Genomic DNA, 21,383 nt, shown 5'->3' on the forward strand with positions numbered 1-21,383 from the left:
TCCCCCTGCCCTGATGCCCGAGATGGTCCTGGCCCTCGTCCCCCTCCCCGCCATGGCCCACGCCTTCTTCCGGTTGCTGAGCCGGCGCTACAGGTTGGACAGGCGAAGCTTGGAGCAGGCCGTTTCGGCCTTGGTGGTCTACGGCTTCCTCCGCGACGCCACCGCCGACCCCTATACAGGGGACCCCAGGACCCTGTTCCGGTCGGTAGGCGGCTTGGACGTGGATGAGGACTCTTGCCCGTCTAGTGTCTGTCTCAACTTCTCTAGGGAGAAGATCTATACGCTCTGCGAGGCGAAGGCTACGGGGAAATGCCTGCGCCTCAACGTTAACCTGCCCGAGGACGAATCCCTGGCTTCCCCCCGTCTAAAGGACACCTGGCCCTTCTGGTACACGGGGGCGGCGGCCATCCTTCTCCAAATCCTTTCCCACCCTTCCGCACCCGGGCACCTTTTTCCCGACGGCAATGGGCTAGACTGGGACCTGGTGGAGGAGTACCACGGGGAGGTCCTCGAGGCGCTCCGGGACGGGCGTTGCCCGCGCTTACTGGCCAGGGGAGGGGGAAGGTGAAGGGGTTCCGCGAGCTATTGGAGGAGGCCATCGCGACCCTAGAAAAGGGGAAGCTGCCCCTCTCCCAAGCCTTCCATGAGGAAGCCCGGGCCCAGGTGAGCCTCGAGGAGGCCAAGGGGGACAGAAGTCCGGACCCCGTGGCCCGGTCCCTGCGGCTTGGGCGGGAGGCGCTTTTGGCCCTGGCCCAAGGGGAGCGGGCCGAGGCCCACGGGCGCCTCCGCCAAGCCCTTCGCCTTCACCCGGGCCTTGGCGGGGGCCTGGGCCTGGAGCTGGCCCGCCTCCTGGCGGAAGACCTGGACGATGCCGCAGCGCAAAGGGAGGTGCGGGCGCTCATGGTCAGCCGGGAGCAGGCCTGGATGGAGGCACCCCGGGAACTTCGCCTTCTCCGCAGCCTGAGCCACCTACCACCCGGCTGGTGGGAGGCACTTTGGAAAGGGAATCGGGGAGAGGAAAGGGCAAGGGCTACCCCGAGGGCGGCCCCTCCGAAAACACCCCCCAGGCCCCAGCTCCGCTTCCCGGTGCGCTTCGTTTCTAGGGAAAAAGGTCCGGAAGAAGATACCGGGGCAAGGGCCTTGATGCTCATGCCGGCCCGCAATCTCTTGGAAGAATCTTGGAGAAAGCCTTCTGTGCCCGGGGAGTGGCGCTCCCCCGAAGGGGCCTTACGGGTCACGGAGGAAGGCCGCTTCACCCTTCGGCTGGACCGACTGCCCGAAGCCCGGGGAGCTCTCCTCCTCCTGAAGGGACGGAGAACGGTTCTCCTCCCCGTGCCCTGGGTAGGCCAAAGGTTAGAGGGTTGGATCCCCCTGCCCTCTGAACCGGAGGAAGACTGGCAGGCCGAGGTGTGGACCGCGGAAGAGCTCACCCCCGAGCACTTCCAGAGCCTCCTCTCCCAGTCCGAGTACCCGGGCGAGATCCTCCTTTGGTTGATGGAGGGCCTGTACCTTGGCGAGCTAAGCGGACCAAAGTGGTGGCAGATACTCCGGGCCTTGCTAGAAAGCACAGAGGAAGAGCCTTAGAGGGCTCGAGGGATAGGCCTCTGCAAAGCCCCGGCGCGCTTGGACCCTTCCCGCCGGGTTGGCCCGCTATCCTGCACAAAAAGCCGCTTCACCTTGCGCCCGGCATGGCGCTTGGCCTGGAGGCTGCTCCTAAACCCCTTCCGTGCCACCGCAGAAAGCGGGAGCGGGCTCGAGGTTCCACCCTCGTTGTTTACAAAAGGGGACTACGAAGCCCACTTTTTTCCAGCATGGGATGTAGCAGCTCCCCACGTGGCCCCGGTTTAGAGCCACGGAGCATGACGGGCAACAGATGTGTTTCACTATTGGTGCCCCCCACGGATTCATCCGTGGGATTCTGGTCCTCGCCACACCAACCCCTTCGGACTGGTTTCGCTTACCCAGCTTGGGGGTAGATTCCCGGTTGGGAAACCCCTTCGGGTCTACACCCGTAGGGTGTGCCACGCACCCCGCCCCGTGGAAGCTCAAGGACCACAAGGCAGGACAGCCCCAACCAGTTCGCCAGGTTTGACCCGGCGTTCGGGTAAAGGGCATGCGGCCCGCCTGAGGGGGTGTGGGGCGTGGCCTAGCCAAGTTCCCCCAGAGCAGCTCAGCCCCTGGCCCCAGAGGGAGTCGCGGCTTTATTTTCCGGGGGAGGAAGGGTGGCTCGGTATCTGGCCCAAGCTACGGCCCCCCACAAGCCCCGCTACCGCCCTTCCCCTAGGGCTGGGTTTGCGCTAGGCTGGTGCATCATGCCCATCCGCGAATTCCGCCTGGAAGACTACTCGAGCGTGCTGGCCTTGTGGCAGGCAGCGGGGCTGGAAATCAACCCCTCGGACAGCTTTGAAGGGATAAAGAAGAAGCTCGAGCGCGACCCCGACCTGTTTTTGGTGGTGGAAGAAGACGGGCAGATCCTAGGGGCGCTGCTCGCCGGCTACGACGGGCGGCGGGGCTGGCTCTACCATATGGCCATCCACCCCTTCGGCCAGGGGCAGGGCTGGGGCAGGCGGATGATGGAGGAGCTCGAGGCCCGCCTCAAGGCCAAGGGCTGCTTGAAGCTGAACCTGCTGGTAGAGCCCTCGTATGCCGGGGCCCAGGACTTCTTCGAGCGGCTGGGCTATCGCCGGGACGAGCTGATCTTCATGGAGAAGTGGCTGGGCTGAGCGGCCAAAGAAGGTCTGCCCATGTGGAACTACATCCTGCTGGCCTTCGTGCCCCTGGCGGTGGCGCTGGAGGTGTCCCACGCCCCGGCGGTCTGGATTTTCCTGGCCTCTAGCCTGGCCCTGCTGCCCCTAGCCGGCCTTATGGGCCGGGCCACCGAGGAGCTGGCGGGCCGGGCCGGCAGCACCGTGGGGGGCTTGCTCAACGCCACCTTTGGCAACGCCGCCGAGCTTATCATCGCCCTGGTGGCCCTGTTCGCGGGCAAGATTGAAGTGGTGAAGGCCAGCATCACCGGCTCCATCCTGTCCAACCTGCTGCTGGTGCTGGGGCTCTCGGTCTTCCTGGGCGGCCTGCGCTACAGCACCCAGCGCTTCAACGCCCAGGCCGCCCGGCTGATGGCTTCCTTGCTCACCCTCACGCTCATCGCCTTCCTGCTGCCGGCCCTCTTTGACCTGGCCGAGCGCGGCTTCTTCAAGGTGGTAGACCCCAGCCTGCCCGACCAGATGTTCAGCCTGGCCACGGCAGGGGTGCTGGTTCTGATTTACCTCTCCAACGTCTATTTTTCCTTGCGCACCCACAAAGACCTGATCTCCGGCATCTCCGACGAAGAACACCACGAGGCCACCTGGAGCCTTCCCGTAGCGGTGGGTGTGCTGGCTGCGGCCACCGCGGGGGTGGCGGTGATGGCCGAGTTTCTGGTGGGCAGCCTGGAGGAGGCCACCCAGGCCCTGGGCCTCTCGGAGTTTTTTGTGGGTATCATCCTGATTCCGCTGGTGGGCAACGCCGCCGAGCATTTTGCGGCGGTGGTATTTGCCATGAAAAACAAGATGGATCTGGCGGTGCAGATTGCGGTGGGTTCTTCCCTGCAGATTGCCCTGCTGGTAGCGCCCATTCTGGTGATTGTGGGCTATTTTGCCGGGCATCCGATGGACCTGGTCTTCCAGAACCCCCTGGAGCTCGCGGCCCTGGCGGCCTCGATTCTGGCCACCAACGCGGTGGTGCGGGACGGCGAGACCCACTGGCTCGAGGGCGTACTGCTGCTGGGGGTCTACCTGTTGCTGGGCTTTGCCTTCTTCTTCACCCCGCACTAATCCGAAGCACCGCCGCCCCGTGCACCCGGCCCTCGCGCAGGGCATGCAGGGCCAAGTCGGCCTCCTCGAGGGCAAAGGGCTCCACCTGGGGCCTTACCTTGGCCTGGGCGGCCAGGGCCATGAACTCCTCGCCGTCCTGGCGGGTCAGGTTGGCCACCGAGCGCACCGTGCGCTCCTCCCACAATAGGCGGTAGGGGAAGGCCGGAATATCGCTCATGTGGATACCCCCGCAGACCACCACCCCGCCCTTCTCGGTGGCCTGTAGGGCCTGGGGCACCAGGGCCCCCACCGGGGCGAAGATGAGGGCCGCGTCCAGCGGCTCGGGGGGCCTCTGGTCGGAACCCCCGGCCCAGACCGCCCCCAGCCGCAAGGCAAGCTGCTGGGCCTGGGTGTCGCCGGGCCGGGTGAAGGCGTAGACCTTTTTCCCTTGGAACACGGCAACCTGGGCAATTAGGTGGGCGGCGGCCCCAAAGCCATAAAGCCCCAGCCGCTCCACCCCCGCCCCGGCCAGCCGGTAGGCCCGGTAGCCGATCAGGCCCGCGCACAACAAGGGGGCCGCCTCCAGGTCGTCCAGCCCCGGCGGCAGGGCCAAGCAGTAGTCCTCGTGGGCCAGGGTATACTCGGCGTAGCCCCCGTCCAGGGTATAGCCGGTGAAGCGGGCCTCCTCGCAGAGGTTCTCCTGACCCCTGAGGCAGTAGCGGCAGCGGCCGCAGGTGTGGCCCAGCCAGGGCACCCCCACCCGCTGGCCCAGCCGGAAGCGCCTGGCCTCCGGGCCTAGGGCCACCACCTCGCCCACAATTTCGTGCCCCAGCACCAGGGGCAGCTTGGGGTGGGGCAGGTCGCCCTCGTAGATGTGCAAATCGGTACGGCAGACCCCACAGGCCCGCACCCGGAGCAAGACCTGGCGGCCCTGGGGCTTGGGCAGCCGTAGCTCCCCTAAGCGCAAGGGCCGGCCCACCGCTTCCAGCAGCATGGCCCGGGCAGCCTGCTCCACGAGGGGATTTTCACGCCCGCGCCACCTTTGGGTCAAGGTCCCTCAAAGCAGAAAAGCGAGCAAGGCCCTAAGGGTTTCGGTAGGGTTTTCCTCGCAGAGGAAATGTCCCGCCTCTATGGCTTCTCCCCGCACGTCTTGAGCATACGCCCGCCAGGCCGCAAGAGGGTCACAAGTGCGGTGCACCACGCCCTTGCTGCCCCAAAGCACCAGCAGGAGACAGCGTAGCTTTTCGGTATCCGCCGCGTGGTGCTCTAGGTCTATGCTGGCTGCTGCCCGGTAATCCTCGCAGGTGGCGTGGATGGTGGCGGGGTCGCGAAAGCAGCGCTCGTACTCGGCCAAGGCCCTCGGATCAAAAACCCCCAAGCCTGTCCCCCAGCCACCCAGCTTCTGGTGCAAAAACCCAATAGGGTCAAAGCCAATCAGGCGCTCAGGAAAGCCCCTGGGCTGGGCCAGGAAGAACCAGTGGTAGTAGGCCACGGCCAGCTCGCGGCTCAGGTGAGCGAAGACGTAAGGAGTGGGGACAATGTCCAGCACCACCAGCTTCAACACCCGTTCGGGGTAGTCCAGGGCCATGCGGTGGCCTACCCGGCCCCCCCGATCGTGCCCCACTACCAAGAAGCGCTCAAACCCTAGGGCCCGCATGACCTCGAGTTGGTCCTGGGCCATCCGGCGCTTGCTGTAGTTCTGGTGCTGGGGATCGCCAGGGGGTTTTCCGCTGTCGCCGTAACCCCGTAGGTCGGGAGCCACCACAGTAAAGTGCTGGGCCAGCGCGGGAGCCACCTTATGCCACATGGCATGGGTCTGGGGGTAGCCGTGCAGCAAAAGGAGGGGTGGGCCCTGGCCTCCCTTCACCAGGTGGATGCGCACCTCGGAGGTCTGAACGTCTAAGCGCTGGAACCCCTCGAACATTACCTAAGCCTACCAAAACGGCCGCGCCCGGTCGGTGGGGGGGACAGCAGTGGATTTTACTCAGGACTACTCTACGCTGAACTCCCCGCTGATATGGGGGCTGTTTTCCCGTAGGACTCGCTGCAGGTCGCTGGAAAACCCATCCGGGGCTTCTGCCTGCACTTCAATGACCACCTGCACCCGCACCCCAGGTTCCTTGGCCAAGTGTTGCACCAGCTCCTCGGCTATGAGGCTAGCATCCCGCACCAGATCGGCGGGGTCCAACTCCTTCTTCAGGTAGTAGCGGCGGGCTTTGGGTACGGGAGGAGGAGGCGGGGGAGGGCTGAACTTATCCGTACCCGATGGCTCGGTTGTGGCATCCGGTTGGGTACCCGAATTTGTTGGAACCCCAACGCTTGTGCTTTTCTTCTGCCACACCAACGCTTCGGCCTTTTCCCGCTCCCACAGGTAGCCGGAGAGGTTGGGCTCCACACTTTCCCTAAGGAAAACCTTGGCGCTGTCCTCAGGCTCGGGGCTATAGCCGAAACGCCCCTCTTGGACTCCCTTCTTCACGGCACCCAGGAGGACCTCCTCGTCTTTTAGCTTGGGTAGGTAAGGGTAGGTGGCCAAGGCTTCCCAAAGCCATCTCAGGGGCAACACTCCTTCTCGGGCGGCGAAGAGGCCGAATTGCCTGAGCGTGCCCTCCATGAGTTCCGGGTGCCAGTCCGTGTAGACTAGGCCATCGTTCTTAGCCTTGATTGCCGCCCGCTCCAGAGGGTTACCGCTCCCGAGAAGGCGCATGGTGTGTATTTCTAGGCGGGGCGTCTTTGGGTCTGGTTGGTGGAAGGTGAGTAGGTAGCGGTAGGCTTCCTCCAAGCGCTTGGCCAGGGTTTCGCTTGCTTCTCGCACCCGCGCCTCTACCTGGCGCACGTCCGCCTGCCCCAGGTTGAGCCCCTCTTGGTCCTCCAGGATGGACTTCCAGGCCAGATAGCTACGGCTCGCCTCCTTCAGGTCCGGCACCGAGGGGGCTTCGGCGGCGAGGAAGAGAAGGGCGTTTCGGTAAAGCCTTGGCGCCTGGCCGCGGCGCTCTAGGATTTCCCGCGCGAGCCGCTCTGCCTCGGAGTTCTCCTTGGTGTAAGGGGCTACGGGGGGAAGGACCACCAGGCGCAGGGCGGGTTCATCGGGCACATCCCCGCTCCCCGAGGGCGCAACGTGGACCGCCCTGAAGAGGGGAGGGCGGCCCTTGGCCCAGGTTTGGAGGCGGGCGACGATCTCCGCTTCCACCTCGTGCTCGTCCAGGGAGGCTCCCCGGTCTTGGGCCAGACGGTTCAGGCTCGGGCGGGTTTCAAACCAGTAGCGGTCCCCTTCGGCGTGGAAGTACGTGAGGCGGTCAGAGAGAGCCTTAAGGGCGTCGGTGAAAAGGGAGGGGCTTTCCGCCGGTTGGGCCACTCCAAGCTTTACCCGCACTCCCTGGACCCCCTTGGGCCGGTGAGCTTGGCCCGGGCCGGCGGCGGCAGGGGCGGTGGCGAGAAAGACCGCCCGGGCCACACGGCGCGCGGCTTGATGGCGGCCCAGGATGGGGCGTTCACGTTCCAGTATCAGGGCCTTGGCGTTGGGGCCGTCTATGTCGGCGTCCACCACCTGGTCAAAGCCCTCCTGGTAGCGCGATAGGTGGCGAACGAGTTCGTAGCGGGGACCCCCGGCGTCCAGGGGTAAGCTTCCCGGAAGGATGAGGAGGGAGGGGTCGCCCCGGGTCCAGAGGCTGTGGACCACGAAGGCCATGAGGCGGAGGACCCCCCGGGTGCGTTGGAAGCCCTCGAGGGTAGACCAATCCTCGTAGAGGCGGTCAAAGAGCTCGGGGTGAATGGGGTAGGCGGCCTTCATCCGGCGCTCGTACTCGGGTTCCAAGACCTCGCTTGGGAACTCTCCCTTGTGCTCTCGGTAGTAGCGCATGAACTCCCGCACCACGGCGTCCCGCTGGCGGTAGCCCTCCTCCGAAAGGGGAAGGAAGAGGCGGCGGCGGACGATTTCGTAGGCCTCGTCCTGGGTGGCGGGCTGCCACACGGACTCCAGCCGCCCGAAAACGTTCTGCAAGCGGATAAGGGCCTCCCGCCCCCCGCTTCCTCCCACCTCCATGTCGGAGGCCGGAAGGGAGGCCACCACCAGGGTGCGGGGGCTCCGCTTGGCCGCCTCGGTGAGGGCTTGGGCGAAGGTGAGGTTCTGGTCAAAGGTGCCGGCGGGGAGGTCCGTTTCCCCGTAGAGGTTGCGCAGGAAGGCCACCCACTCGTCAATCAGGATGAGGGCCGGAGCGTACCGGTCAAAGAGGCCTTTGAGGACGTCCGAGCCGGGAGCTACCCCGGTCTGGTCCTCCGCTTCCACCATGCGGTACCCCTCTACTCCCCCGAGCTGGTAGGCGATTTCTCCCCAAAGGGTGCGCACGGTGATCCCCTCGGGCTTGGGATGGGTGCGGGCGGGGCTAAAGGCGGTGCCCACGAAGACGGCGCGGCGGGCCACGGGTACTTGGCCGGCGCCCGTTTGGGCCAGAAGGTCTTCCAGCCCAGGGACCTCCTTGGGGTTCACGCGTCCACCAAAAAGGTGGTAAAGAGCCAGCATGGAGTGGGTCTTGCCCCCACCAAAGGCGGTCTGGAGCTCCACCACCGGGTCGCCCCCTTCGCCAGAGAGCCGCTTGAGAGCGCTTTGCAGAAGGCGCGAAAGTCCCTGGGTTAGGTAGGTGCGGCGGAAGAACTCCTCTGGGTCCCCGTACTCGGGCCCCGCCTCTCCCTTGTGCACCTGGGCCAAATCGGCGGCGAACTCCGCTTCGCTGTAGCGGCCCGAGGCCACGTCGGGGTGAGGCGTGACCACTTCCCTCCAGGGGGGAAGCCCCTTGGGATTGGGGACCTGAGCGCGTTCGCCAACCCGACGCTCTGCCTCGCGCCGGGCGTCTTCCTCGTAGCGCCGCCTGAGAAGCTCCCGGGCCATGCGGTCGGTTTCCCGGGCCTCCTCGGCGGCGATCATCTCCAGAAGGCGGGTGATGCTGTCCAGGGCCCGGTGGGCGTCCTCGAGGCTAAAGGCGCTCTGGTGCCCCCAGCGGTTGCGCACCTCTATAAGTTCCTTAACCAGGGTACGGCCCCAGCGGCCAAGCTTTGCGTCGAAGACCTCGTTCCAGCGGAAGTCCATGAGCTTCAGGAGGGCCTGGGCGTCGGGGTCTTGGAGGGAGTAGCGGTCGCCCCGCAGGACCTCTGCTACTTCCTTGGCCCAGTCCTCCCCGTACACCCGGCGGTACTCTCGCTCCACAAAGGGTTTTAGGGCCGCCTTGAGGAGGTCCAACCCGCGCCCCACGATTTCCCGGTTGCTGAGCGCCATAGATAGAGCATACGGCCTGGGGGAGGGCACCCGCGGGCAAATGCACCGCTAGACCTTGAAGGCGGGAAGCACCAGCCGGGGAAGGCCCATCTGCCCGGCCAGGAAGTCCACATAAAGCCTGAGGTAGGGCCAGAGGTTTACCGGCAGGTTGCGCTGGCTGAAGGTTTGGAATAGGGCCCCTTCCGGGAAGAGGGCGCTCTGGTAGGTGGCGGCCACGCGAAGCCACACATGACCGAAGGTTCCGTGGGCGTCCTCCAAACCGCCCCCTCTACCCTTTCCGGGCCAAAGGGCTTGAGGCTATCCAGCAGGGGTTCTAGGGGTTTCCCCTAAGGGCTCATCCGGGGAAAGGCTATAGCGGGCAAGCACTTCCCCGTCTTCGTCGGCGAATTCAAGCCGCAAGGAAAGGCCCAGAGCCTGGGCGTACCGGGCCAAGGCCTCGAGGCTGGTGGAAAGCCCAGCGGATGCCTCCATCTGGCTCACGCGGCTCCGGGTGACCCCAAGGCGTTCGGCCAAGGCCTGCTGGGTCAGACGGCGGCGCTTCCGCAGGTAAACGAGAAGGTTCCGGAGTTCCTCTTCCAAGACTTCCCGGTAGAGCCGACGCTCCTCGGGGTCCTGCATGACCTCCTTGAAATAATCCCGGAAGCTGGTGTTGCTTGCCTCGCTCACACCCCCCATGTTGTTGCTGCCGCAACCGTTAGTCAAGGCTAACCTCATAGCAGCCGTTCCTGCACTTCCCGGCGCTTCGCGGCCTCCACCGCCAGGTGCCCGTAGCTTCCCGCCAGGAGGTTGAAGGCATAAGCGTCTTCCGCCCGGCCCTTGCGGTCGGCCACCTGGTAGAGGCGGTAGGCCAGGGCCCGGGCCCCTTCGGCAAGGCGCCCAGGAAGCTGGGCCAGGAGGCTTGCGGCGGCGCTTTCCCCTTCGCTCGCCAGAAGGCGGATGAGGTGGTGGGCGGCCTCCCAGGCGGAAGGCCGCTTGTCGGCGCTGGGGTTCCAGTCCTTGGGGTACTCCTCGGGGCGGAAGAGGCGCACCTTGCCCCCTTTGGCGAGGAGGATGCCCCCTTCCATCAGGCCCGCCACGGCCACGTTCTTGGCCTTGGCCAGGGTTTCAGCGTCCCCGTAGGGGCCTTCCCCGTAGCCGTACTGCTCGTACCAGGCGATGGCGAAGCGGGTGTCGGGGTCCAGCTCCGCCTCTTCCTCGGCCAGGAACTCGTCCAGCACCTGGTTGATGAGGGTGAGGGCCTCGCGCACGGAAAGGGGGCGGCCGTCCGGCTCCAGAACGGCTTTATAGCGGCTGAAGACCGCCATGCCGGGCCCGATGGCGCTTTGGGCCAGGTCCACCGGGGGCACGTTCCCTTGGGTGAGCTTGCGTAGCGCCTCCGGTAGCTCTTGGCGCAGGACCCTTAGGAACTCCTGCCGGGTGGCCACGGGGGCGTCTTCCGGCCGGGGGCGGCAGACCAGGACGATGGAGGAGGCGAGGGCGTTGGCCCCCTGGCCCCGGGGGCGGTTGGCAAGCTCGGTGCGCATGGGCCAGGTGGCGGTTATCTGGAAGCCTTCGTCCACCAGCCCCTGTAAGAAAGTTTCCCAGCCGGTGGAAGCCACTTTGGGGGCTTCTTCCTCTTCCTCCTCTTCCTCCATCTCCTGTTGCTTAAAGGCGTAGTAGAGGCTTAGGGGGTAGTCAGGGTGGGCCTTGGCCCGCAGGTTGCGGAAGACCTGGCGCATGCCCTCTTCAAAGCGGCGCTTGGCGGCTTCCTTTCCCCCGTGGCGGTAGGGGTCGGCGATGAGCTCCTCCTCTTTGGGGACCAGGAGGGTGCGGAAGAGCTCGGGGTAGGTGTCCTTGAGCATCTTCCGCAACCAAACATAGAAGAAATCCGAAAGGTCAGCGTACGGCACGTTGTCGTAGTAGGGAGGGTCGGTGGAGATGAGGGGTGGGGTGGGCACCCCGTTCACCGCCTCCAGGGCGTTCACCTGGCGGGCGTGGCCTGGGGGATGGGCGGGAAGGGCTTCCAGGGCGCGGGCTACCCAGTCCACCATGCCTTCCCAGGCGCCGGTGCCCTCGCTAAAGGGGTTAGCCTCGGCGTAGTCCCAGGTCATGGGGAGGGCTTGGCGGGCGAATACGCTTCGCACATTATCCCGGCTGGCATCCCAGGTGGCGAGGGTGCTGTGCCGATTGTTTAGGTGGTCCACCGCCAGCGCCAGGTATACCCGCACCGCCTCGGCGTAGGCCCAGGCCCCTTTACCCCCTTGGGCAAGGGGTACCCCGTCGTCGGGGAGGCCCGCCTTTAGGGCGTCTTCGTAGGCCTTTTCCCTGGCCTCGGCCACCAGGTGGGCGAAGGTGGCGAGGGCGGTGAGCTGGCGGGGGGTGAAGAGGTCGGCGTGGGTGGTGAGGCCGTAGTTTTGCACGCGGAATCCCAAGGCTTGCTTGGGTAAGTGTGTGGAAGGCTTCCAAGTAGGCAGTACCGCCTTCGCCACCGCCTCGTGCTCCGGGGTGGGGGGATGGTAGTTCCTCCCCCTCTGTCCCTCGGCCACGATGGCCATAAGCCGGGCCCCCAGGCGCCCTGCCTTCCCCTCCTGGCGCACGTGGTCCAAGGGGATGGGGCTTCCGCAAACCAGGCAAACCCCACCCCTGCGGTCTATGGTGCCTTCCACGGGGGGCTTGCCCTCATGCGCTACGCGGAAAAAAACCTTTCCCCCTGCCACCTCGGGCACGATGTAGGCCTCCTTTCCCCTCTTCCTGGAAAGCCAAAAGGAGCGGGCCAAGGGAGCTTCCGCCCGGCACCCGGGGTTGGGGCAGGTCACGGTCCTGGCCCATATCCAAGCGATAACGGTCTGCCCCTCCACGTCGGGGTAGAGGTGCCCCAAGCGCTGCTTGGCTTCCTCCCGCATCCAGGCCCCGTAATACCGCACGTCCCAGGCCAAGCCCTGGGCCCCGAAGAAGCTGTCGCCTTGGCTGGCCTTGGCCCGGTACTCGGGGTTCACAGGGGGGAGCCCGAAGAAGCGGGGCGAGATTTCCACCAGGGCTTTGTTGATTAGGACCGCCACGGGGTTCAGGTCCCCGGCGTAAGTGGCAAGGCCCAGGCGCTGGGCTTCAAGCGGTATGGTGCCGCCCCCGGCGAAGGGGTCCAGCACCGGGGGGGCTAGGGCCAGGAGGGCTTCTATCCGCTTGCGGTCCTCGCGGGAGGTGGGCGGCTTTTGGCCCGAGGAACGGGCGAGGCTCTTGGCGATTTCGTGCTGGGCCTCGGCGATGACCCCCGTCTTGGGGTCCAGGGCCTCCTTGGGGCTTTTGACGTTGTCCCAGTCCACCAGGCGTTCCAGAAGGCCAAAAAGGCGCTCCCGCTCCCGTTCCGCTTGTTCGGGGGGCAGGTACTCGCCGGGGTCGTCCACCAGGCTGGAGAAGAGGACAGCTCGGGCGGCGGCCAAGGGGCGCCGCGCCCACCAGAGGTGCAAGGTGGAGGGGTGGCCGTGGCGGATGGACTTCTCCCGGCTCGCTTGCCTGTTGATGGCCTCGAGGGGTAGGGCGACCTCAATAAGCTTCTTCGGCATAGCTGGGCTCCTCCAGCGCTTGCAGGATCTCCCGGGCACCATAAAGGCGGTTGCGCCGGGCCTGGCCGAGGGGGGAGAGGACACCCTCTTGCGCAAGCCTCTCTATCAAGCGCATGGCCCAGGCGTGGGTCACCCCAAAAGCTATGCTCACACGAAGAGCATACCCAGGACCTGGGCCTAGAAGGGCTCGGGGCGCACGGGGCTTATGATACTGTACCCCCCTTTTCGTATAAGAAGCCCGGAGCTTGTTATACGGGAGTATCACCTGGGTACCTCAACCACCCGCACGGCCTGGGCCAGGACGTAATCTAGGCGGTAGGACACGTTGGTGGCACCGAAGTCGGGCTCCCGCATGAAGGGGGGAACGTAGTGCAGGCGAAGGGCCCTTTGCCCATCGGTTTCCACCACCACCAAAAACCAGCTTTCCGGCTTGTTGAGGGCGGTGAGGATCTGGGTGCGGGAGAGGGTCACCACGTCCGACCCGGGTCCCTTCCCCTTGACCTCCAAGAAGCGCAAGCTTCCCTCCGGCGTGCGGGACTCCACGTCGTAGCCGGGGTGGCCTGGGGGCATCTCCCGCGGTTCGTAGCCCAGGGCCCACTCCGCCCACAAGACGGCCTCCACGGCGAGCCTTTCCAGGCGGTCCCTCGTTTCCTGCTCCGGGGCGGTGAGCCCCCGCTCCAAGGGAGGGACCACCAGGATGGCCTGGGAAAGCCGGGGCGGGAGAGAGCGGAGGTGGCGGGCTTCCTCCAACTCCTGGGTGCGGTGGCGCAGGCGCTCCCGAAGCTCGTCGGCCCGGCGCCTTGCCACCTCCGCCCGCCCCGCGGCCCCCGCTTTGCCCGCCTGTGCCCGTTGGGCCTCCCGGTGGGCCACAGCGTCCCAGTAGTAGATTTCGGAAAGAAGCCTTTCCTTTACCGCCTTCAGGGTACGGTCCACCTCCACCTGGCGGAGGTGGCGGACCTCGTCCAGGTGGGCCCGGGCAAGGTGGGTGGCGGCGTAGGCTTCCGCCTTCGCCAGGAGGGCGGGGAGGTCCAGGTGGTTGAGAAGGGCCAGGGCCCTTTGCCGCTCCTCCTCCGTGGCGGGGCGGAGGTCCAGGTAGGGGGCGGGTCCCTCCTCCCGCACCGCCCCCTCCGGGGTCAGCCCCACGTAGAGGAAGCGGCGGGAAACGGGGCCTTTGGCGTCTTGCACCTCGTGCTCCAAGGCCAGGAGAAGGCGGGGGGTGTTGGCGTTTTCGTCCACCAGCACGGTTCCCCGCTCCAGGTACTCTCCCCATTCGGCCAGGGTGGCGTCCAAGACCGCCTCGAGGAGGGGATGGCCCGCCACCAGGAAGTCGGCCACGGGTTTACCGGGTAGGGCGACTTTGTCCTTGTGGAAGGTGACCCGGGTGTAGCTCCGCAACACCCCGGGCCGGACCCGCTGCACCCGTGCCGGGACGAAGCTCACCTCCATGCGCCCCGCTTCCCGGGGGTGGACGGTGCCCCCCAGGCGGGCGAGGGCCTCTTGGAAGAAGCTACTCAGGTAGTGGGGCTGGAGCTTCCGCGCCTCGGCCCTTTCCATCTCCAGTCTGAGCTCGGCGAGGCGCTTAGGGTCCAGGACCTCCGTGGCCAGGGCGCTTTGCAGGAGGGTTTCCAGGTGCTTCCGGTCCACTGCCCTTTCCACCTGCCGGAAGAGCCGGGCCCGCACCTCGGGGTCCTCGCCGTAGCGGATGGCCTCGAGGAGGAGTTCCCAAAGGGGCTTTTCCTGGAAGAGCTTGCCCAGCACGTCAAAGACCTTGCCCCCCAGGGCCTGGCTCGCCTCCTCCAGCTTGCGCAGAAGGCGCAGGTAAACCTCGCCCTCCCTTGTGTTCTCGGCCACCAGGTTCCACATGTGGCAGACCTCCGTCTGGCCAATGCGGTGGATGCGGCCGAAGCGCTGTTCCAGCCGCGCTGGGTTCCAGGGAAGGTCGTAGTTGATGAGGAGGTGGGCTTGTTGGAGGTTCACACCCTCCCCGGCGGCGTCGGTGGCGACGAGGATCAGGGCGTCTTGGTCCTGGGTGAAGCGGGCTTGGCGCAGGCGGCGCTCCTCCCGGGAAAGCCCCCCGTGGATGCTCACCAGGGCCTCAGGCCGGCCCAGGTAGCGGAGAAGCCGCCCTTCCAGGTACTCCAAGGTGTCCCGGTGTTCGGTGAAGAGGATGAGCTTGTGCCCCCGAATCAGTTCGCTTTCCAAAAGGGCGCGGAGCTCCTGCCATTTGCGGTCCCGCTCCTCTTGGAGAAGGGCCTTGGCCCTCCTTTCCAGGCACTTGAGGGTTGCGATCTCCGCCTCTAGCTCGGCCAGGGTGCGGGCCGCGGTGGCCTGGTCCAGCACCTCTGGGGCGGCTTCTAGCTCCTCCGTGGGGAACTCCTCCTGCTCCTCAATGTCCTCTTCCTCCAGGATGGGGAAACGCAGGGCCAAGCCCCGCTTCACCTCCTCCCGCCGGGCCTCGAGGCGCTTGCGTCTCCGCTCCAAGGAGCGGGCGATGGCCATAGGGCTACTGGCCAGGCGCCGCTGGAGCAGGGTGAGGGCGAAGCCCACGGTGCGCCGTTGCCCCTCCTCCAGGGCCTCGGCCCGGTTCATCTCCTCCCGCACGTAATCGGTCACCGCCTCGTAGAGCGCCCATTCCTCGGGGGAAAGGGCGTAGGCCACGGTGTAGGCCCGCCTTTCCGGGAAAAGAGGGGTACCGTCAAAGCGCACCAGGTCCTCCTTTTGCCGCCTCAGCCACACCCCTTGGGCGTCTAGGGCAGGGCTTTGGGGCCTGGGCCTTCCGGCGAAGCGGTCGGGGTCTAGGAGGGCGAGGAAGAGGCGGAAGTCCTCCTCCTTGCCCCGGTGGGGCGTGGCGGTGAGGAGCAGGAAGTGGCGGGCTTTCTCCGAAAGGCGCTGGCCCAGGCGGTAGCGCCGGGTGGCCTGGATTTCCTGCCCGTAGTAGGTGGCGGCCATCTTGTGCGCCTCGTCCACCACCACCAGGTCCCAGTCCACCTCCAGGGCTTTTTCCGCCACCTCGGGGAAGCGGGCGAGCTGGTCCAGGCGGGCAATCCAGAGGGGATGTTCCCGAAAGGGGTTTTCCCGAGAGGTTTCCAAGCGGGTTCGGGAGAAGACCTCAAACGGGAGGCGGAACTTTTCCCAAAGCTCCTCCTGCCACTGGAGGACCAGCGTTCCAGGGGCCACCACCAAGGCCCGCTCCAGGGCCCCCCTTAAGGCGAGCTCCCGCATGAAAAGCCCGGTCATGATGGTCTTTCCCGCCCCGGGGTCATCGGCGAGGAGAAAGCGCAAGGGATTTTTGGGGAGCATGTGCCCGTAGACCGCCTCAATCTGGTGGGGCAGAGGCTCCACCAACGAAGCGTGGACGGCCATGTAGGGGTCAAAGAGGTAGGCGAGGCGGATGCGCTTGGCCTCGGCGGCCAGGCGGAAGAGGTCCCCGGGAGCGTCCAGGGGAAAGCGGGAGGCTGCTTCCACCTCCAGTTGGGCGAGGTCCTCGGGGTAGAGCAAGGCTTCCCCAAGCCCCCCTTGGGCATCGCGGTAGGTGATCTGGAGGGCGCCCTCGAGGGGGCGCACGTGCTCCACGTACACGCTCTGCCCCGGAACGAGGCCCTTCAGGCGGAGACCGGGACGCAAAGCGTGGGGTTGAGGGGCGTGGGCCACGGGGTTAGTTTAGGGCAAAAAGCGCTAAGCTTCAGGATGGAGCCGCTGTGGTTGCCTATTCGGAATGCATAAAATGCATAAGTAGATTTTATAGAAAATTTCGGTATCAGCCTTGATGTTTTTGTTTGATCCCCCCTAAACTAGCCCCAAGGCTGCCCTTGTGAAAGGAGACACATGGAGACCACCCTCAGCACAACCGAGACCCAGGCCATCACCGCCATCCGGATGCTGGCCGCGGACGCGGTGGAGCAGGCCAAAAGCGGCCATCCGGGCATGCCCCTGGGGATGGCCCCAGCGGCCTATGTACTCTGGAGCGACTTCCTAAAGCACAACCCCACCAACCCCCACTGGCCCGACCGCGACCGCTTTGTGCTCTCGGCGGGGCACGGCTCCATGCTCCTGTATGCCCTGTTGCACCTGACCGGCTACGACCTGTCCCTGGACGAACTGCGGCGCTTCCGCCAGTGGGGCTCCAAGACCCCGGGCCACCCCGAGTACGGGCACACCCCTGGGGTGGAGGTGACCACCGGCCCGCTGGGCCAGGGCATCAGCACCGCAGTGGGGCTGGCCTTGGCCGAGCGCAAGCTGGCCGCCGAGTTCAACCGCGAGGGCCACACCGTGGTGGATCACTACACCTACGTGCTGGCCTCGGACGGCGACCTGATGGAGGGGGTCTCAGGGGAGGCTTCCAGCCTGGCTGGGCACTGGGGGCTTTCTAAACTGATTGTGCTCTGGGACGACAACCACATCTCCATTGACGGAAAAACCGACCTCTCCTTCAGCGAGGATGTGCTGGCCCGTTACGCCGCCTACGGCTGGCACACCCAGCGGGTGGATGGTGAAGACCTGGCCGCGCTGCGCTCGGCCCTCCGGGCGGCCCAGGTAGACGCCCGGCCCTCCCTGATTGCGGTGCGCACGGTGATCGGGGCCGGCTCGCCCAAGGCCGGGAGCCACAAGGTGCACGGCGAGCCGTTGGGCGCCGAGGCCCTCGAGGCCACCCGCAAGAACCTGAACTGGCCCCACCCCCCTTTCGAAATCCCCCGCGAGGTCTACGAGCACTTCCGGGCGGCCATCGCCAAGGGGCAGCGCCTCGAGGCCGACTGGCGGGCCCGCCTGGAGCGCTACGCCGCGGCCTACCCGGAGGAGGCGCGGGAGCTGCAGCGCCGGCTGAAGGGCGAGCTGCCCCCTTTGGACTGGGAGCGGCTTATTCCCAGCTTCAGCGGCAAAATTGCCACCCGCGCGGCCTCGGGCAAGGTGCTCGATGCCCTGGCCCCAGCCCTGCCGGAGCTGTTGGGCGGCAGCGCCGACCTCACCCCCTCCAACAACACCCAGGCCCAGGGGATGCGGGCCTTTTCGCGCGAGAACCCCACCGGGCGCTACCTGCACTACGGGGTGCGGGAGCACGCCATGGGGGCCATCCTGAACGGCCTCAACCTGCACGGGGGCTACCGCGCCTATGGGGGCACCTTCTTTGTTTTCTCCGACTACATGCGCCCCGCCATCCGGCTGGCGGCCCTGATGGGCACCCCCACCGTTTTCGTGCTTACCCACGACTCGGTGGCCATCGGCGAGGACGGCCCCACCCACCAGCCCATCGAGCACCTGGCCAGCCTCAGGGCCATGCCGGGCCTCTGGGTGGTGCGCCCGGCGGACGCCCTCGAGACCGCCTACGCCTGGCGGATGGCCCTGGAGCGCAAGGAGGGCCCCACCGCCCTGGTGCTCACCCGCCAGGCGGTGCCGGTGCTGGATCGAGGCAGCCTGGCCGGCCCGGAGGGCACCCTGAAGGGCGGCTATACTCTCTCCGAGCGCCCAGATGCGAGGGCGGCCATCGTGGCCACCGGCAGCGAGGTGGCCCTGGCCCTGGAAGCGCAAAGGCTACTGGACGAGGAGGGCATCCCGGTGCGGGTGGTGAGCCTGCCCTGCTGGGAGGCCTTCGAGGCCCAGCCGCGGGAGTACCGAGAGGCCGTGCTGCCCCGGCACCTGCCCACCCTGGCGGTGGAGGCAGGCAGCACCCTTGGCTGGGAACGCTACGCCGATGCCGTGCTGGGGATTGACCACTTTGGCGCCAGCGCCCCCTACCCGGTGGTCTACGAGAACCTGGGTTTCCGCCCCGGGTCGGTGGTGCGGGCGGTGCTGGAGCTGCTGGGCCGATGAAGCGCGTTCGGGTGCATCCCCTGCCCCTGGAGGCCCTGCCCCAGGCCGAGGTGATGCTGGTGGTGGACGTAATCCGGGCCACCAGCACCGCCACCATGTTCCTGGAGGCCGGGGCCCAGGCCCTCTGGCTCACCGCAGGCCTCGAGCCGGCCCGGGCCCTCAAGCAAAACGGCGAGCTTTTAGCCGGGGAGGTGGGGGGGCTGCGGCCGGAGGGCTTCGACTTCGGCAACAGCCCCCGCGAGGCCGCCTTGGCCGAACTCACGGGCCGCACCGTCATCCACGCCACCACCAACGGCACCAAAGCCGCCCACAAGGCCGCCGGGCTGGCCCGCGAAGTGCTGCTGGCCTCGCTGCTGAACGCTCCCGCGGCCATCCAGCTAGCGAGTCGGCTGGGCTCGGACGTGGCCATCCTGTGTGCGGGTAAGGAGGGCCAGGTGGGCATGGACGACCTCTACACCGCCGGGGTACTGGCCCAGGGGCTCCTGGCCGAGGGCTTTGAGCCGGTGGGCGACGGCGTGCAGATGGCCCTCCACCTGGCGCAAAAACCGGCCCTGCCGGTGCTCAAGGCCTCCGAGGCCGCCTTGGCCCTGGAGCGAGAGGGCCTGGGGGCCGACGTGGACTTCTGCGCCCAACTGGGCCTCTCGGAGCGGGTGCCTCGGCTGCTGGAGCGGCGGGGCCCTGCGCTGGTTTTCGGCTAGGTCGGAGGTGGAACATGCGGGCGCTTATCTTTGACGTGGACGGGGTCATTGCCGAGACCGAGGAGGGCCACCGGCTGGCCTTCAACCGGGCTTTTGCCGAGGCCGGCTTGGATATCGAGTGGAGCCAGGAGCTCTACGAGCGGCTTTTGTGGGTCACGGGCGGCAAGGAGCGGATTGCCCACTACCTCTACCACTGCCCGGAGTGCCCCAAGCTCCTGGAGGCCGACATCGCCCGGCTCCACCGGCGCAAGACCGAGCTCTACAACCAAATCGTGGCCTCGGGTGAGGTGCCCTTCCGGCCGGGGGTGCTCAGGCTTTGGCGCGAGGCGCGGGCGCAGGGGGTGAAGCTGGCGATTGCCACCACCACCTCGCTGCCCAACGTGGAGGTGCTCTTGCGCCAGGCCGGGGAAGAGGTGCTGGGCTGGTTTGAGACCATCGTGGCGGGGGACATGGTGCCCCGGAAGAAGCCCGCCCCCGATGTCTACCTAAAAGCCCTGGAAAACCTGGGTATTGCGCCCGAAGAGGCTTTGGCCATTGAGGACTCCCAAAACGGCCTGATTGCGGCCCAGAGAGCCGGAATTCCCACCCTCATCACCTACAGCCACTACACCCGCGAGCAGCGTTTTGAGGGGGCCCTGGCGGTGCTGGAGCACCTGGGTGAGCCGGGGCTGCCAGCCCAAGTGGTCGCCGGGCCGCGTAGCTGTGCGATGGTGGTCACCCTCGAGGTGCTGCGCGACTGGCACGGGAGGTTTGTGAGGGCCTAGCATGGTGCGGCACCTGATCGTCTTCAACACCGAGGCCTCCGAGGAGGAGGTGCGGGCGATGTTTGAGCAAGCCAGGGCCGTTCTGGGGCAGATACCGGGCGTGGTGGGTTTTGAGCTGGGCAAGGCACTAGGTGAGGCGCCCCGCTACCGCTACTTGCTGGTGGTGGACTTTGCCCACGAGGGCGTAGTGCCCCTCTACCGCGACCACCCGCTGCACCAGGCCTTTGCCAATGCGGTCTTCCGGCCCATGGCCCCCGACCGCCTCACCACCGACTTTGTGCGGCTCTACCCGGAGGGCGCATGACCGCCGAGGTGTTTCGCCGGATGCCCTACGCTGAGGCCCTGCCCCAGGCCCAGCGAATTCTGGTAGACGGCTACGGAGAGGGGCTGGTGCTCCAGGGGACGGGCGGCTACTACGGGCTTTACTACCTTTTTGGGGTGCTGGGCCTGCGCGAGCCCGTGCCTTCCCATCCTCCCGACTGGGTGGAGGGGCCTAGGCAAAACCAGGAAGACTTCAAGGAGCCTTACCAGATGGTCCACTGGCTCGAGGTAAACGGCTACAACCTCTTTGTAAACGAGAGCAAGTAGGAGGAGGCATGTCCGCCACCACCCGCGAGTACGACGAGCTCACCTACCGCGAGGCCCGCTCCAGGGCCATCCGGCAGATGGCCGACGGCTACGGCGAGGCCCTGGTGCTCAAAGACGAGCACGGCTACTGGGTGCTCTACTACTTCTACTGGAGCCAAGAACCCCCGCCCGCGGCCAAGCCTCACTGGATGGAAGGGCCGGTGCAAGACCCCAGCGGCTTCCGCCCGCCCTACGCGGTCAAGACCTGGATGGAGGAAAACGGCTACGAGAGCTTCCAGAACGACCTGGACTAAGGTGAGATGACCGAGCCCCGCCTAAACCGCCTTTTCGCCCCCGATGGGCGCTGCTTGAACGTGGCGGTGGACCATGGGGTCTTTGGGGAACTGGGCTTCTTGGAGGGCTTAGAGAAGCTGGGCCAAGCCGTGCAGACCCTGGTGGAAGCAGGCCCCGACGCCCTCCAGCTTGCCCCCGGCCAGGCCCACCTTCTGCAGCGCCTGCCAGGGAGGCACAAGCCCGCCCTGGTGCTGCGTACCGACACCACCAACGCCTACGGCGCTGCTGCAGGGTTGCTTTTTGCCGAAATGATGGAGGGGGTGGTTGAGCTGGCCCTGCGGCTGGACGCGGCCTCGTTGGTGGTCAACCTCCTGTGGCTGCCGGGGGAGGCTGGGCTCTACCGGGATAGCCTCCGGAACGTGCAGCGGCTCAAAGCCGAGGCCGAGCGCTACGGGATGCCCCTCATGGTGGAGCCCCTGGCCATGCGGCCGGGCAGGGCTGGCTACGAAGCAGACGGGGACGTGAACCGGATTGTGCCCCTGGTGCGCCAGGCGGTGGAGCTGGGGGCCGATGTGATCAAGGCCGACTTCACCGAGAACCTGGAGGAGTACCACCGGGTGGTGGAGGCGGCCTCGAGCCGGCCGGTGCTGGTGCGGGGG

At 66.6% G+C, this 21,383-nt stretch carries 19 protein-coding genes; 11 read left to right on the plus strand and 8 right to left on the minus strand.

Annotated features, from left to right (window positions below):
• The 4 genes from Mlute_RS15600 to cax form a co-directional block, all read left to right on the plus strand.
• A partial coding sequence (locus tag Mlute_RS15600) for a hypothetical protein (RefSeq protein WP_182482508.1) occupies window positions 1-568 on the plus strand: 568 nt, incomplete at its 5' end.
• Complete coding sequence (locus Mlute_RS08460; protein WP_119360277.1) at window positions 565-1,584, plus strand: hypothetical protein; 1,020 nt, start codon at window positions 565-567, stop codon at window positions 1,582-1,584. The genes Mlute_RS15600 and Mlute_RS08460, both read left to right, overlap by 4 nt.
• Window positions 1,585-2,312: 728 nt before the next feature.
• Window positions 2,313-2,723: a GNAT family acetyltransferase gene (locus Mlute_RS08465; RefSeq protein ID WP_119360278.1), complete on the plus strand. Its 411-nt coding sequence runs from the start codon at window positions 2,313-2,315 to the stop codon at window positions 2,721-2,723.
• A gap of 21 nt (window positions 2,724-2,744) precedes the next feature.
• Window positions 2,745-3,812 carry a calcium/proton exchanger gene (cax, locus tag Mlute_RS08470; protein ID WP_119360279.1) on the plus strand — a complete coding sequence of 356 codons (1,068 nt, stop codon included), beginning with the start codon at window positions 2,745-2,747 and terminating at the stop codon, window positions 3,810-3,812.
• Here the strand turns inward: cax and Mlute_RS08475 are convergent.
• The 8 genes from Mlute_RS08475 to Mlute_RS08505 all read right to left on the minus strand — a co-directional run bounded on the left by Mlute_RS08475 (window position 3,799) and on the right by Mlute_RS08505 (window position 16,247).
• Window positions 3,799-4,842: a zinc-dependent alcohol dehydrogenase family protein gene (locus Mlute_RS08475; RefSeq protein WP_245958909.1), complete on the minus strand. Its 1,044-nt coding sequence runs from the start codon at window positions 4,840-4,842 to the stop codon at window positions 3,799-3,801. The two genes, cax and Mlute_RS08475, sit on opposite strands and share 14 nt — an antisense overlap.
• A gap of 6 nt (window positions 4,843-4,848) precedes the next feature.
• Complete coding sequence (locus tag Mlute_RS08480) at window positions 4,849-5,715, minus strand: alpha/beta fold hydrolase (protein WP_119360280.1); 867 nt, start codon at window positions 5,713-5,715, stop codon at window positions 4,849-4,851.
• Between the two features lie 66 nt (window positions 5,716-5,781).
• Complete coding sequence (locus tag Mlute_RS08485) at window positions 5,782-9,057, minus strand: Swt1 family HEPN domain-containing protein (RefSeq protein WP_119360281.1); 3,276 nt, start codon at window positions 9,055-9,057, stop codon at window positions 5,782-5,784.
• A 48-nt stretch (window positions 9,058-9,105) separates the two neighbouring features.
• Window positions 9,106-9,315, minus strand: coding sequence for a hypothetical protein (locus Mlute_RS08490; protein ID WP_182482509.1), 210 nt, complete (start codon window positions 9,313-9,315; stop codon window positions 9,106-9,108).
• A gap of 39 nt (window positions 9,316-9,354) precedes the next feature.
• Complete coding sequence (locus Mlute_RS08495; RefSeq protein WP_245958910.1) at window positions 9,355-9,723, minus strand: helix-turn-helix transcriptional regulator; 369 nt, start codon at window positions 9,721-9,723, stop codon at window positions 9,355-9,357.
• 44 nt (window positions 9,724-9,767) lie between these two features.
• Window positions 9,768-12,596, minus strand: coding sequence for a DUF1156 domain-containing protein (locus Mlute_RS08500; protein WP_119360283.1), 2,829 nt, complete (start codon window positions 12,594-12,596; stop codon window positions 9,768-9,770).
• On the minus strand, window positions 12,577-12,747 hold the full coding sequence (locus Mlute_RS15605; protein WP_182482510.1) for a hypothetical protein: 171 nt from the start codon (window positions 12,745-12,747) through the stop codon (window positions 12,577-12,579). Before Mlute_RS15605 ends, Mlute_RS08500 begins: the two co-directional genes overlap by 20 nt.
• 110 nt (window positions 12,748-12,857) lie before the next feature.
• Window positions 12,858-16,247 carry a helicase-related protein gene (locus tag Mlute_RS08505; RefSeq protein WP_245958911.1) on the minus strand — a complete coding sequence of 1,130 codons (3,390 nt, stop codon included), beginning with the start codon at window positions 16,245-16,247 and terminating at the stop codon, window positions 12,858-12,860.
• 174 nt (window positions 16,248-16,421) lie between these two features.
• Between Mlute_RS08505 and tkt the strand changes: the two genes are divergently transcribed.
• The 7 genes from tkt to Mlute_RS08540 form a co-directional block, all read left to right on the plus strand.
• Window positions 16,422-18,401 (plus strand): transketolase, encoded by a 1,980-nt coding sequence (gene tkt / locus Mlute_RS08510; RefSeq protein ID WP_119360284.1) that lies wholly within the window; start codon window positions 16,422-16,424, stop codon window positions 18,399-18,401.
• Window positions 18,398-19,099 (plus strand): 2-phosphosulfolactate phosphatase, encoded by a 702-nt coding sequence (locus Mlute_RS08515; protein ID WP_182482511.1) that lies wholly within the window; start codon window positions 18,398-18,400, stop codon window positions 19,097-19,099. Before tkt ends, Mlute_RS08515 begins: the two co-directional genes overlap by 4 nt.
• Window positions 19,100-19,113: 14 nt before the next feature.
• On the plus strand, window positions 19,114-19,863 hold the full coding sequence (locus Mlute_RS08520) for an HAD-IA family hydrolase (protein ID WP_119360285.1): 750 nt from the start codon (window positions 19,114-19,116) through the stop codon (window positions 19,861-19,863).
• A gap of 1 nt (window position 19,864) precedes the next feature.
• Window positions 19,865-20,167, plus strand: a complete 303-nt coding sequence (locus Mlute_RS08525) for a Dabb family protein (RefSeq protein WP_119360286.1) — start codon at window positions 19,865-19,867, stop codon at window positions 20,165-20,167.
• Window positions 20,164-20,451 carry an annexin VII gene (locus tag Mlute_RS08530; RefSeq protein WP_119360287.1) on the plus strand — a complete coding sequence of 96 codons (288 nt, stop codon included), beginning with the start codon at window positions 20,164-20,166 and terminating at the stop codon, window positions 20,449-20,451. Before Mlute_RS08525 ends, Mlute_RS08530 begins: the two co-directional genes overlap by 4 nt.
• 8 nt (window positions 20,452-20,459) lie before the next feature.
• A complete protein-coding gene (locus Mlute_RS08535) occupies window positions 20,460-20,744 on the plus strand; it encodes a hypothetical protein (RefSeq protein WP_119360288.1) in 285 nt (94 codons plus the stop codon).
• Between the two features lie 6 nt (window positions 20,745-20,750).
• A partial coding sequence (locus Mlute_RS08540; RefSeq protein ID WP_119360289.1) for a class I fructose-bisphosphate aldolase occupies window positions 20,751-21,383 on the plus strand: 633 nt, incomplete at its 3' end.

It is taken from the genome of Meiothermus luteus, assembly GCF_003574085.1.
In the GTDB taxonomy this organism is placed as follows: Bacteria; Deinococcota; Deinococci; order Deinococcales; family Thermaceae; genus Meiothermus; species Meiothermus luteus.